The organism is Sellimonas intestinalis (genome assembly GCF_001280875.1).
Lineage (GTDB): Bacteria > Bacillota > Clostridia > Lachnospirales > Lachnospiraceae > Sellimonas > Sellimonas intestinalis.
Genome location: NZ_LGAJ01000009.1, coordinates 109,405 through 122,041 on the forward strand (window position 1 = coordinate 109,405; position 12,637 = coordinate 122,041).

Here is a 12,637-nt window from a genome sequence, read left to right on the forward strand (position 1 = left end):
GATGTCAGATGTATGGAACATTGAAAAAAATTTTTGCTTTTGCAGGCAGCAAGAAGAGGCTGCTAAAAAAATCTCTATTGTTTGCATTCCTGTCTGGGCTGTTTTCAGCCCTGCAGTTTGCCGCCCTCTTTGTGGTAATAGGTGCGCTAGTATCTAACAACCGGGACGGACAATTTATCTGGATTTCACTGGGGATTATGGGCGTTTCCCTTATTGGGCGTATCATTACGACCTATTTCTCCACGATGAAGCAGACAGAAACCGGCTATTGTATGGTGGCAGAAAAACGTATCCATATAGGAGATCGGCTGCGCTATATCCCGATGGGCTATTTCAACAAGAATAGTATCGGGGATATTACTGCCATTGTCACAACGACTTTAGGAGATGTAGAAAACTCGGCAGCCCGTGTTTTGGTATCTGTACTGGGGGGATTTTTTAATTCGGTGGCTTTGGTTATTGTCCTGCTGATATTCGACTGGAGGATTGGGCTTGTAGCTGTTGCCGGTGTCCTGCTTTACCTTGCAGTGGCGGAACTGGCTCTCCGAAAGTCCGCAGCTCAAAGTTCGGTTCGTCAGCACACACAGGAGTCCCTTGTGACCTCCGTGTTGGAATACATCCAGGGCATGGGAATCGTCAAAGCATTTGGGCTTGAAAGGGACAGTGCACAATCCATCAGAAATGCTATTCAATCAAGTTGCCGGAATAATCTGAAGCTGACAAAAGCCAGCATTCCCTATGACGCTATCAAACAAGTGGTTGTCCGGGTGTTCAGCATCCTGTTGTTACTGGCTTCAATCTGGCTTTGGCTGGGCGATTCTCTGCCGCTGGTCTACGGCTTGATTTTAGTAATAGCTTCTTTCATGGTGTTCAATGATTTGGAAAATGCCGGAAACATGGCTTCTTTGTTGCAAATGTTGGCGGCTTCGATGGACACGGCAAATGCCATTGATGATACGCCGATAATGGATGAGAAAGGCGCTGACATTACCCCCAAAACCAGCGAGATTGTGTTTGATAAGGTGGATTTTTCCTACGCAGACCGCAAGATATTAGATCAGGTCAGTTTTACTATTCCTGAGAAAACAACCACAGCCATTGTCGGTCCTTCTGGTGCAGGTAAGACAACAATGTGTAACTTGATTGCCCGTTTTTGGGATGTAGACTCCGGAAAAATTACCATTGGCGGTATGGATGTACAGGATTTCAAACTGGATAGTCTGATGAAGAGCATTTCAATGGTGTTTCAGAGTGTATATCTCTTTGCAGATACGATTGAGAACAACATCAAGTTTGGTTGCCAGGACGCTACTCATGAGCAAGTGGTTGAGGTGGCGAAAAAAGCTTGTTGTCATGACTTTATTTCCGCTTTACCGGACGGATATGACACTATGATAGGCGAGGGAGGCGGTACTTTATCCGGCGGAGAGAAGCAGCGTATTTCCATCGCTCGTGCCATGCTGAAAAACGCGCCTATTATCATTTTGGATGAGGCAACAAGTAGCGTTGATCCGGAGAATGAGGATGAATTGCAGCATGCTATTGAGGCACTGACCCATGATAAGACCATCATTATGATTGCTCACCGGCTGAAAACCGTTCGGAACGCCGACCAGATACTTGTACTGAACAACGCTCATATTGTACAGAGAGGCACTCATGCGGAATTGATTCAGCAGAGTGGATTGTATGCTGACTTTATATCCGCTAGGAAGGAGGCTATAGGCTGGAAATTGGCGGAGTAAAGGAGAGTCTTATGAAGATTTATGAATCTAGGGAAGATTATTTGGAAACGATACTAATTCTTCAGAAGAAAAATGGTATGGTACGTTCTGTGGATGTAGCTGAATATAGAGAAGTATCAAAGCCCAGTGTATGCCATGCTGTTGCAGTTTTGCAGAAGAGCGGCTTTATTAGAAAAGATAAAAATGGTTTTCTTTCCTTGACAGATGCAGGTAAAAAAGTTGCTGAAAAAATTTACGAACGACATTTATTTTTTACAGAAAAGCTTTTGGCTATAGGAGTTAGCCGTAAAACGGCAGAGCAAGATGCTTGTCGGATAGAACATGTAATCAGTGAGGAAAGTTTTACTAAATTAAAAATTGCTTGTATAAAATTAAAATGAAATGACTTGATTTTTACGACTCTGGAGAAATTTCAGGGTCGTTTTTTGAAAATTACTATAGAAAAATAAAGCGAAGGGGAGCAATCTGAGTGACGATGATGAGATGAAAGACGGAGAAGAACTGATCCGGTATTATAAGAATAACAGGGAAGGGCTTCTGCCATACCAGTCGCAGGGCCTTGAACTGCCGGAAGGACTGGAATACTGAAACATGGAAACAATGGAGAACCATATGTGGAGTGTAATTGCAAAGCGGATGAAACACGGGCACAGGAGTTGGAGCCGACAAGGGGGAACCCACCTAGCAAAGATTCTAGCGAAAAAATGCAGTGGAAAACTGTATGAAGTGACAGAACGCTTGAACAAGTGTTCAGGACTTTTATGAGTTTTGGCTAGAGGAAGTCAAAAAGAAGTCGCTTTCCTATAATTCTTATTATTCTTATAAGAATGCGATTCAAAATTATATTTTGCCATTGTATGGGCGGCTATCTATGGGGAAATTGCGGAAAAATCATGTAAAGAGAATTTATAAAAAAACATATGACAAATCTCCATCAGTAGCGAAAATTTTGAAGACTGTGCTTACAACTTCTTTCAAGTATGCATTGCGCTATGGATATGTGGAAGAAGATTATGTATCAGGATTAAAATGGAACAGAGTCATAAAGAAATTATCAAAAAGCGGACAGAAGAAAGCGCTGACAAATTCAGGAAAGGAAATATATGTAAGAGGTTACAACAAATGATAAGATGGATTATTTGATTTCTGAAATTGAAAAAACGGTAGCAGTTGCCAAAGAACACCTCACAGGTGCCGTTAATCAAACAATGACAGAAATATATTGGAGAATAGGAAGATATATTGTTGAATTTGAGTAGTCTGGAAATGAAAAGGAAATTTATGGAAAAAATTTTCAGGAGGAATATGATTTTAATACCTCTTCTTTGTCACGACAAAAACAGTGGCGTGAAAGTGCTTGAGGGCAATTGCTACGATAAACTGCGGCAAAGCAGTGCAATAGGACTGGTGGGATACTACAATTTTACTACGATTGAGGAAACCAAAATTAAAAGTGCATAATAATGGTCCGGGAGATTGAGAATTGGTATCTTTCGGACTTTTGTATTATTCCGATAAGTGGAAAATATTATTCCGATACTGTTTATATTGTTCCGATAATAGGGTATACTACTGTTTGAAGAGAGGTGTAGATTTATGTACATGACAGTGAAACAGGCCGCAGAAAAATGGGGCATTTCAGATAGAAGAGTTCGTATATTATGTTCAGAGGGAAAAATTTTGGGTGTTACCCGCGAAGGGCGCAGTTGGAAAATTCCTGTAGATGCGAAGAAACCGGAGGACGGTAGGTATAAAAAAGCAGAGAGTTTGCTGGCGGTAATTGACAGGAAAAAAATCGAACTGGATTCCAGACGACCTTTGACAGCGGGAGAGGTGGAGCGACTGACAGAGGAATTTGTAGTTGAATACACTTACAATTCCAATGCGATAGAGGGAAACACGCTGACCTTGCGAGAGACGGATATGGTGTTGCGTGGTTTGACGATTGATCAGAAGCCACTGAAAGATCATATGGAAGCGGTCGGACATAAAGAAGCTTTTGATTTTGTGCAGGATTTGGTAAAGAATCAGGTACCATTATCAGAGAGCATTATTAAGCAGATTCATTATCTGGTGTTGGCTGATAAAAAGGATGACCGAGGTGTTTACAGAAGAGTTCCGGTAAGAATTATGGGTGCAAAGCATGAACCAGTGCAGCCATATCTGATACAGCCTAAGATGGAGCAACTGCTAGTGTCTTATAGAAATAACACAGAGCATATCATTCCACGGCTTGCACGGTTTCATATTGAGTTTGAGGGAATTCACCCTTTCATTGACGGAAATGGCCGGACGGGACGACTGCTTATGAATCTGGAATTGATGAAAGCCGGGTATCCTCCAATAGACATTAAGTTTACAGATCGGATTGCTTATTACAATTCGTTTGATGAATATCTTGTAAATCATAATCTGGATGTGATGGAAAAGTTGTTTGCTGGGTATGTGAATAAAAGGTTGGACAGCTATCTGGCAATGTTGGATGAGTGAAAATATTAAGGAGGTGTGGGAATGTTTGTTTCAGAATAATTTGGCATTTGAAATAGCAGACCAATATAGCGATAGACCTATGGAGTTTTTGAAGTCATTATATGATATTTCATGTTATGTACCGGGAACTTATGCGGAGATATGGAAATTTATCATGGAAAATGGAAATTCTTTAAAGCACTATTGTAACGTGTCTTTATTTTTTGAAAAAATAGGGATTATGATTGAAGAATAGTCTGTTGCTATATAGCTATTTGACGCATATCATTGCAGAAACATATTTGTTATGACAGGAATTTTAAATTTTATGATCAAAAACACGCATAAAATCAATTGCAAAAAAATACGATTGATTTTATGCGTGTTTCTGCGTATACTATAAACAGTGAAATTGGAAAGGAAGAACAGTGTATGCGTGAAACAAGAACAACAGAGTTTAAAGAAAAGATTACAAATACATTTTTAAAAACAGTAAGTGCCTTTTCGAATTACGATGGTGGAGAAGTATTTTTTGGCATCGATGACAATGGTAATATCAAAGGTCTGTCAGATGTAAAACAAGCATGTCTTGATATCGAAAATAAGATTAATGACAGTATTACTCCGCAGCCCCATTATACGCTGGAATTGCAGAATCACGACAGAACGATAAAACTGACTGTAAAAAGCGGGATGCAAAAGCCTTATTTATATAAATCGAAGGCATATAAGCGAAATGATACTGCAACCATAGAGGTTGACACACTGGAGTTGTCAAGGTTGATTTTAGAAGGAAAAAATATCAGATTTGAAGAATTACGGTGTGAGGAACAAGAGTTGACATTTGATACGCTATGTCAAAAACTAAAAGAATGTATCCAGATTGAAGATTTTAATCAGGACACTTTGAAAACGCTGAACTTATACAACAGTACGATTGGATATAATAATGCGGCTGGTATTTTGGCGGATAAAAATCATTTTCCGGGAATTGATATGGTAAAGTTCGGTGAAAACATCAGTGTGATTCATAAGAGGGCAACCTTTGATCATATATCCATTTTTGAAGTCTACGAAAAAACTGCAGAGGTGTTCAAGGATTATTATGAATATGAAGAAATACAAGGCACTGACAGGAAAAAGATAGAAAAAATACCGGAGGCTGCCTTTCGAGAAGCAATCGCAAATGCGCTGATTCACAGAGCGTGGGATATGGATTCGCAGATCAAAGTTTCGATGTTTGATGACAGAATAGAAATTATTTCTCCGGGGGGACTGCCTTCTGGAATAGCAGAAGATGAATATTTATCGGGGAAACTTTCGATTTTAAGAAATAGAAATCTTGCAAATGTATTTTACAGACTTGGGTTTGTTGAAATCTTCGGTACAGGGATTACAAGGATAAAACAGCTCTATGAGGAAGGCTTGATGAAGCCGGATTTTGAAGTGTCGGAAAATACAATCAAGATCGTACTCCCGGTTTTTGAGAAAAACCTGAATTTAACGGAAGACGAAAGAAAAATATATAAGATTCTGAGCAGGACAATGCTGAAATCCATCAGCGAAATTGCTCCTTATGCCCCATTTGGCAAATCAAAGACAACACAGTTGCTGAAAGATATGGGGAAGAAAGGTGTTGTAAAAATTGAAGGCAGGGGAAGAGGTACTAAGTATGTGATAAAGTAATCATCATGTCAAAGAGTAATGATGTAAGCTTGTGCTATATTGTCTATTCTTTGTTTGTTAATAAGGGGGGCACTACTTGCCGTATATAGCAAAGATTAGTAGATTAACTTTGTATTTTTATTAAACCGTTTTCTGCAAATCTTTTAGCAGACAAAAAGAAATATATGTTTATTGAGGGCATATCTGTCATTGACATTATGATATAATAGTTTTCATAAATCTGATATGGAACTTATCTAATAAAATTGAAGATTCCATGTTAACGGAAGATCAGACGGCATCACTGTTTGATACAGGTATGCTTCCGGTAAACGACGATTACTATCAGGCAAAAGATGTAGAAGAAATGAATGGACATTTCTTAATGTTTAATAAGATGATTGACACGTTGGAAGAACCATTATCCATTGATTTGATCAAAACTTTTCATTATGAACTGAAAAGTGGTGTTTTTGAAGATCGGGCGAAAGGATATGCGATAGGTGATTTTTAAAAACGTTTGGACATGGTTGGAATGTATGAAACGGTACTTCTGAAAGATGTTCCTGCGAAAATGGAAGAACTTTTAGAATGGTATCACAGCTAACCGTTAAAGGAACTCTCATATATGGCAGAATTCCATGCGAAATATGAGGCGATCCATCCTTTTCAAGATGGAAATGTAACACAGAGACGCCGGCAGAAAGTGGCGTAACAGCGGCACCCGATTTGCACATTAAAATTAGTTAAAGTATTTGTATTAGGAAGATTGTTGGAGAAAATGTGATTGTTGAGTAGAAAAAAGACAGACAGATTGATTTATGAATAATTTATAAAGTTGTTGAGCTATTTGCAGATATGAAATATAATTATTTTGAAAAAAGGTGTCTGACTGTTACTGTTCATAGTCGAAATGCATTTAAACTACGCTGTTACGATTCGGTACAGTGAATTATGAGAGTGTTTATGTTTCGCTGCAAGCAACTTTAAATGTGCAAATACCATTCCTATAATTGGCTGGAAGCTATGAATAGTAACGTTTAACTATATGATTAGGGTATGGAAGTATTGACATGTAAGGGAATACTTGCTATAATATGTCACTTTGGAGGAAAGTAATGGCGAAGAAAAAGATATATGCGGTAAGAAAAGGAAAATTAGTTGGGATTTTTAGAAGCTGGGATGAGTGTAGAGATTCAGTTAATGGGTATCCAGGGGCAGAATACAAAGGCTTTTTTACAGAGGAAGAAGCAAACGAATATTTATCTGGAATAGAGAAGAGCGAGTTGAATAGTTCTTTTGAAAAAGGGGAAGAATGTTTAGAAAATCAAATTATTGCATATGTTGATGGTAGTTTTGATGCAGATATTGGTAAGTATGCGTTTGGTTGTATTATAATTACTCCTAATGGTGAGGTCATTCGGGAGTCTGGAAATGGAGATAATCCTGATTCAATAGCATTGCGAAACGTCACGGGAGAGATGCTCGGAGCAATGTTTGCTGTAAAATGGTGTGATAAGAATGGATATTCTGCAATAGAGATATGCTATGATTATTTAGGTATAGAGAAATGGGCTACTGGCGAGTGGAAAGCCAAAAACAGTTTGACAAAGAAGTATGCGAATTTCATGAAAGAGAATAGTGATAAACTTAATATTTCATTCAAAAAAATCGCTGCACATACAGGGAATAAATATAATGAAGAAGCTGATAAATTAGCAAAAGCAGCATTGACAAATGGAAAGGGGATTCCTAAAATTAAAAAAGGAGATTTTTGGTTTACCGTTGATAATATCCTGTGGTCAGATTTAGAAACTATATTGATTTTGTTAGAGGAAGAATTTGGAGCAAATAATATTCAGAAGGAAGAAAAAAGTATTGCATATGGGCGTTCTGTTTCATTAAAATTAGGCAATAAGGATAAAATAGTGATAAATTATTATAACAAGGGAAATAAACTTGTTATGCAAGGAAAACCCAAACAGCTTTTTTCAACAATTTTGTCATATGTGACTGAATTAGTAGAAATTGAGAAAATTCCACAGATATACAATGATACATACAAAATTAATATTGATAAAGATGAAATTAGTTCAAAAGTTCAATATTATATGCCGAATGCTTATGATAAATTGCCAGCAAAAATGTCAAAGACATTGCATCAAGCAGTTTACAATTTAAAACTAGATGGGAATATGTTTGATGGCACATATTTGGCTCAACCAGTAATCAGAGCAATAGATGGTCATTTAAAAATGATTCTTTTGAATTTGGAGATTATTCCTGATTGGAAATATATAAAAGCAAATGGCTATGATATGTTTGAGAAAGTAGGGGCGAAATATAGGTTATGTTCTGAAAGATATGGGAAAGCTACTACAGAACAAGTGAAATATATAGGGAATTGTTATACTTTCTTTAATAGTAACCGAAATAAATTATCTCATTGGGATGACCCTACAGCACCTTTGGACACAACGGATTTACTTGATGTAGGAAGAGCACATGATTTAATTAAAAGAACATTATCGCTTATTGATGAATATTATGAATAAGTAGTAAAACAAAGAAAGGAGAAGACATATGAATAATTTTGATATTGTAAAACTTGATAATAAAGAAATAAAAATCCTAGTTATTATGAAAACCAGTGATTCTCCTTTTGATTTTGTTAATGAACTTCAACAACAATTAAGAACAATAGATTTTTCTGGTTTGTTTGTTATTGATGAATTACTGCATAGTGGCAATAATGAGGAGCGATTTATTAGTGGTTTTTTTGATGGGAATTCGTTTGATAATTCAAAATTTAAATTTGAATATATAGATAAAAAAAGTATTATTCGTAGTTATATGTGCAATTATCTTAAATCTGATTTAGAAGTTTTGAATTATAGTAGTCTGACAGAGAAACAGCAAAAATTGATTTCTCATGGGTGTGTTATATAGGTATAGTGTAAAGAGCAGATGTGATTAGATATATCTGTTCTTTATTTATTGGGAAAAATCGGTTTGACAGTTATCCCCATCGTACCATTGCCAGATGGAAATGGTACGATGGGGAGGTTTATTCTATTCAGAGAATGTTTGAAATCCAATTTGATTCCTTTGATTATAGAGGTTAAGTACCGAACAAAGTATATTGAAGGGCTGGAAGAATACCGGGAAACAGGAAGAGTTGGAGTGCTGCTGGGGCTGTTTGAAGAGGAACAGAAAAAATATCTTGAAAAGGTTGCTTATTTCCTCTGCGAAGATGTCAGGTGAATATGTTTGGTAAGAACTTGATATTATTCAGTATGAAAAAATTCATTAAGGATTTTCAATCATCTGTTAAAAGTGAAGAAAGCAATAGACAGATTATATAGAAATTATAATTTACTTACTGCATATGAGAACGAAGCGGGAGGATTGTATATGAAAGATAATATGTTTTGTCTTGCAGGAAAGGTAAATATTCCAGCAGAAAAAAGAAATGAGATGAATAGATATGTTCTTGAAATCATGGACAAATGTGGTATAAGAAAGACAGTAGAAATGACGGTTGCAGGAAAAAAGTGACTGTGGCTGCCCCTGCACGACCAAATACAGATGGGATTGTTTTATTTGATTAATTCAATTTTTGAAAAGAAAAAGAGAAAAATTTCCCAATACGACCTGAATACTTGCGAACTGTATGTGGAAGATCCGGGATATAATGAATTTGGTATTGTAATGAATATGATAATGGTCTTGCAGGAAGCATATACGAATGGCGGCTGCTATTTTATAAAATCTGGCAAGCTGTATGATGTAGAAATATACCTGCTTTTGATTCAGGGGGTATTAGGAGAGAAAGTAACGTTGCCTGGGCGAATTAGAATGTCGGAAGTGTATCTTTTTTTCAGAAATTCTGAAGAATATAAGGATATTACATATACAGATTTATTAGAGGATTATTCGGACAAGTATGGCAGCTTGGATATGGAGCAGTTGCTAGCAGTTTTTGAAGTCGAAAATAAAAAAATAATTATGCCCGATGAGACAAAGATATCTTGTAGAAACGAAATAAAATCTGCAAATTCATGCAGCCGGATAGAATATGCATATAGAGTTTTTGAAGGTATAAAAGAAACTGAAAAAACAGTTATGAGAAGTTTCCTTGCAGAACTGATAAACGCTGATTTTACTAAAAGAAAAGAACTATCAGCACGTCAGGATGAAAAGGGGATTATTGCAGAGCTCTCCCTGTATGTTTTACCTATGCGTCTTGTGCTTGCCTATACGCAGGCTGCCAACTTGGATTTCTGGGAAACATGGGACTCTGTAGGGACAAAAGGATATTCTGACATCATATGGGAAGCTGATTCCAAAGATGACGAAAGTGATTTCCAGAAGTTTCCCTTTTATAAGGCAATACAGAGAGAAGATGAAGACGAATTTTTAGAGTTTTGGGATGGATGTAATCTGCTTTTATCACAAAATATGAAGGAATGTATCCGATATTGGGAAGAGGAAATGAATGGTATTTGCGTACCTCCTATTATTTCAGTAGAAAGTTTTTTGGCGGATATTATAACTAGATTGGAACGTAGTTGCTGCAGGTATGTGGAGGAGAAGTTTGTTGCAGAGTTTATGGAGCATGGAAGTGAAATAAATTACCAAAAGGCACTTATACTTATTCAACGGCTTTTGGACAAGGGGCAGGAGTATTTTCCAGAATTGACGGGGGGCAGGCAGAAGAGTGGATCATTAAAGACTCTAGGGATAGTTTTGACTATATTAAGATAAGTGCATTGGTGTCTTTGCTGACAAACAAGAAACAAAGAAATATTATATTTGGATTTTAGGGTGGCGTAGTATGGGTACATTTGCAAGATATACGGGAAAAATGGATATACCAGAAGAAAAGCGGGAATGCTTTGGCAGGCAAATGATGAAAATTCTGAACTATGGTGGGATGATGCAGTTTGAAAAGGTTTTATTGTTTGGTCACGAACTGCTTCTTTTAAGCCCAGTGGAATTATCGAGTGAAGGTAAGGTGGATTTCTGGTATAATTATTTTGAGGAAAGTAGCTTGGAAAATGGAGGATTTTATGTGAATGATTCTATTTTCTATTCTAGTAAGATAGGAAACTGTGAGTTTTGTGACGTTATTCTTGCAGCATATGTGTATACTAAATGTATGATAAAAGTCCTGGGTTTGTAGAGTGCAATGGAGAAATAATTGATCCTCAATTTTATGTTGGATGGCTCAATCATATTCTCGGAACAACATTTTCCATGAAAAAGAGATATCATCTTTGGGAAGCGGCAGAACATATTGCTTCTTATAGATGTGATTACGATAAGCCGTTTTCGAGAGATAAATTAAGACAGATGCTCCCTGATAAATTACTTAAAGCTGCTGGAGGAACGGAACTATCAGATCTGTTATATATCATATATGGTACTAAGAGTTTAAAATTAGATAATATAGTGCCGGCATCCTATCCGGAGGATATATACCGGTGCAAAATGGCCTTATTGCATTTACAGGAGTGTTATGGAGATAAATTCTATGACCATCTTTTACGGTTTCTTCAATTGGACAGAAAGAGGAGAGAGAAAAGTAGGGACGAAAATTTAAAGGCACTTGCAGAATTATCGTTGTTCCTTCCGGCACGAGTATTTGTTTATCCTGCGGCAGAAATAAAACAGGAGTCATTTTGGAAATTGTGGGAAGAATGGAAAGACAAAGTATATTATGACGAGCAGATGAAACAGTACGCTTCTGGAAAGTTGCAGGAACAGCGGAGAAAATGGAAAGAACAGATAATTCCTGAGATAAAAACAGCTGAATTTCTTCGACAGGATAATTGGTTCACATTTTATCATACGCCGGAAAAGCTAAAAGGGAAAAGCAATTATTATCTGACGGATGATGACCGGCTTTTTTGGTGGGACGGTACGGATGAAGTTGTTATATCAGAGGAGATGAACATTTGGTTGGAAGAACTTGCTGACAGGCATCGTAAACTAATGGAACTACCGGATGCAGGTTGTGGGGATATATTTGACAGCAGTAATTTTATAGAGAGTTTCATAATTCTTCTGGAGAAAATATGCAGCTATTATAAGCGTATTTATCCGTTCAAAACAATGTTTTATGATTTTTATCAGAATTCAGAAAAGAAAGAGTACAGGGCTGCTATAGCACTGCTTAAAATGCTTTACGAAGAAAATAAAGAAGATGGGAAAATAATCGAATACGCAAGAGAAAACTGGGATATGGTCAGCAAAAACGTGACGCAGAATATAGCGCGTTTGCGGTTAAAAAGGTATCTGAGCGTTATGGCAAATACAAAAGTGAGAAAAAAGTATTTTGGGTTTTAAGAGAACTTGCTATAAAAAGCTGGATGGTTTCTAAATGAGATCATTCAGTTTTTTGCGTCTCCAGATACACTTATACCACAACAATACTAGAAGCAGGATATGATATGGCTGCAGTTTCAAGAACATTAGGATATACGCGGAAAGAATTTTACTTTGATGACCTGATAGAGTATATAGGCTCTTTGAACAAAAGGAGTATTTTTAAGAAAAGACCAAGGAAAGAAGATAAAGCAGAAATGATGTTTCTTGCCCAGACCTTATTGCATTTCCATCCCAGATAGTGGCGTTTTTGTTCGAGTGTGCTTTCAGCTTTACACCAAACGAGTATTTTCTGTTCATAAGAAATTGTTCGCCGGCATCCATTCCTATGCCGGGCAAATAATTGTAAAATCGGCAAAAAAACAAAA

14 protein-coding genes and 2 pseudogenes are annotated in these 12,637 nt (G+C 37.0%); all 16 read left to right on the forward strand.

Annotation, left to right across the window (positions count from 1 at the left end; genetic code table 11):
- The first annotated feature begins 8 nt into the window (after window positions 1–8).
- The 16 genes and pseudogenes from AOA56_RS10015 to AOA56_RS15900 all read left to right on the forward strand — a co-directional run bounded on the left by AOA56_RS10015 (window position 9) and on the right by AOA56_RS15900 (window position 12,511).
- A complete protein-coding gene (locus AOA56_RS10015; protein ID WP_053769588.1) occupies window positions 9–1,745 on the forward strand; it encodes an ABC transporter ATP-binding protein in 1,737 nt (578 codons plus the stop codon).
- Window positions 1,746–1,756: 11 nt separating this feature from the next.
- Complete coding sequence (locus tag AOA56_RS10020; protein WP_024732070.1) at window positions 1,757–2,125, forward strand: metal-dependent transcriptional regulator; 369 nt, start codon at window positions 1,757–1,759, stop codon at window positions 2,123–2,125.
- An 82-nt stretch (window positions 2,126–2,207) separates the two neighbouring features.
- Window positions 2,208–2,486 (forward strand): annotated as a pseudogene (locus AOA56_RS15580) (UPF0236 family transposase-like protein); the annotation flags it as partial.
- A 22-nt stretch (window positions 2,487–2,508) separates the two neighbouring features.
- A pseudogene (locus AOA56_RS16825) lies at window positions 2,509–2,871 on the forward strand (tyrosine-type recombinase/integrase); the annotation flags it as partial.
- A gap of 470 nt (window positions 2,872–3,341) precedes the next feature.
- Window positions 3,342–4,235, forward strand: a complete 894-nt coding sequence (locus tag AOA56_RS10035) for a Fic family protein (protein ID WP_053769591.1) — start codon at window positions 3,342–3,344, stop codon at window positions 4,233–4,235.
- Window positions 4,236–4,260: 25 nt separating this feature from the next.
- Complete coding sequence (locus AOA56_RS10040) at window positions 4,261–4,470, forward strand: hypothetical protein (RefSeq protein WP_053769592.1); 210 nt, start codon at window positions 4,261–4,263, stop codon at window positions 4,468–4,470.
- Window positions 4,471–4,646: 176 nt separating this feature from the next.
- Window positions 4,647–5,900 (forward strand): ATP-binding protein, encoded by a 1,254-nt coding sequence (locus tag AOA56_RS10045; RefSeq protein ID WP_053769593.1) that lies wholly within the window; start codon window positions 4,647–4,649, stop codon window positions 5,898–5,900.
- A 256-nt stretch (window positions 5,901–6,156) separates the two neighbouring features.
- Window positions 6,157–6,393: a hypothetical protein gene (locus AOA56_RS16655; RefSeq protein ID WP_330376488.1), complete on the forward strand. Its 237-nt coding sequence runs from the start codon at window positions 6,157–6,159 to the stop codon at window positions 6,391–6,393.
- A 604-nt stretch (window positions 6,394–6,997) separates the two neighbouring features.
- Window positions 6,998–8,434, forward strand: coding sequence for a ribonuclease H1 domain-containing protein (locus AOA56_RS16020; RefSeq protein ID WP_162224699.1), 1,437 nt, complete (start codon window positions 6,998–7,000; stop codon window positions 8,432–8,434).
- 28 nt (window positions 8,435–8,462) lie between these two features.
- Complete coding sequence (locus AOA56_RS10060; protein WP_053769594.1) at window positions 8,463–8,828, forward strand: type II toxin-antitoxin system RnlB family antitoxin; 366 nt, start codon at window positions 8,463–8,465, stop codon at window positions 8,826–8,828.
- A gap of 63 nt (window positions 8,829–8,891) precedes the next feature.
- On the forward strand, window positions 8,892–9,143 hold the full coding sequence (locus AOA56_RS10065; RefSeq protein WP_152334149.1) for a Fic family protein: 252 nt from the start codon (window positions 8,892–8,894) through the stop codon (window positions 9,141–9,143).
- Window positions 9,144–9,293: 150 nt separating this feature from the next.
- Entirely contained in the window at window positions 9,294–9,437 is a 144-nt protein-coding gene (locus tag AOA56_RS15895) for a hypothetical protein (protein WP_156316932.1), read from the forward strand.
- A 45-nt stretch (window positions 9,438–9,482) separates the two neighbouring features.
- Complete coding sequence (locus AOA56_RS10070) at window positions 9,483–10,646, forward strand: hypothetical protein (protein WP_152334150.1); 1,164 nt, start codon at window positions 9,483–9,485, stop codon at window positions 10,644–10,646.
- A 70-nt stretch (window positions 10,647–10,716) separates the two neighbouring features.
- Window positions 10,717–11,064: a hypothetical protein gene (locus AOA56_RS10075; RefSeq protein WP_053769597.1), complete on the forward strand. Its 348-nt coding sequence runs from the start codon at window positions 10,717–10,719 to the stop codon at window positions 11,062–11,064.
- Window positions 11,037–12,230, forward strand: coding sequence for a hypothetical protein (locus AOA56_RS10080; protein WP_062304503.1), 1,194 nt, complete (start codon window positions 11,037–11,039; stop codon window positions 12,228–12,230). Before AOA56_RS10075 ends, AOA56_RS10080 begins: the two co-directional genes overlap by 28 nt.
- A gap of 104 nt (window positions 12,231–12,334) precedes the next feature.
- Window positions 12,335–12,511 carry a hypothetical protein gene (locus AOA56_RS15900; RefSeq protein WP_156316933.1) on the forward strand — a complete coding sequence of 59 codons (177 nt, stop codon included), beginning with the start codon at window positions 12,335–12,337 and terminating at the stop codon, window positions 12,509–12,511.
- Window positions 12,512–12,637: the final 126 nt, after the last annotated feature.

What these genes read in the sequence shown, in the direction of transcription:
- AOA56_RS10015 (WP_053769588.1), top strand. Translation starts at nt 9, where the DNA reads ATGTATGGAACATTGAAAAAAATTTTTGCTTTTGCAGGCAGCAAGAAG.
- AOA56_RS10020 (WP_024732070.1), top strand. Translation starts at nt 1,757, where the DNA reads ATGAAGATTTATGAATCTAGGGAAGATTATTTGGAAACGATACTAATT.
- AOA56_RS10035 (WP_053769591.1), top strand. Translation starts at nt 3,342, where the DNA reads ATGTACATGACAGTGAAACAGGCCGCAGAAAAATGGGGCATTTCAGAT.
- AOA56_RS10045 (WP_053769593.1), top strand. Translation starts at nt 4,647, where the DNA reads ATGCGTGAAACAAGAACAACAGAGTTTAAAGAAAAGATTACAAATACA.
- AOA56_RS16655 (WP_330376488.1), top strand. Translation starts at nt 6,157, where the DNA reads ATGTTAACGGAAGATCAGACGGCATCACTGTTTGATACAGGTATGCTT.
- AOA56_RS16020 (WP_162224699.1), top strand. Translation starts at nt 6,998, where the DNA reads ATGGCGAAGAAAAAGATATATGCGGTAAGAAAAGGAAAATTAGTTGGG.
- AOA56_RS10060 (WP_053769594.1), top strand. Translation starts at nt 8,463, where the DNA reads ATGAATAATTTTGATATTGTAAAACTTGATAATAAAGAAATAAAAATC.
- AOA56_RS15895 (WP_156316932.1), top strand. Translation starts at nt 9,294, where the DNA reads ATGAAAGATAATATGTTTTGTCTTGCAGGAAAGGTAAATATTCCAGCA.
- AOA56_RS10075 (WP_053769597.1), top strand. Translation starts at nt 10,717, where the DNA reads ATGGGTACATTTGCAAGATATACGGGAAAAATGGATATACCAGAAGAA.
- AOA56_RS10080 (WP_062304503.1), top strand. Translation starts at nt 11,037, where the DNA reads ATGTATGATAAAAGTCCTGGGTTTGTAGAGTGCAATGGAGAAATAATT.
- AOA56_RS15900 (WP_156316933.1), top strand. Translation starts at nt 12,335, where the DNA reads ATGGCTGCAGTTTCAAGAACATTAGGATATACGCGGAAAGAATTTTAC.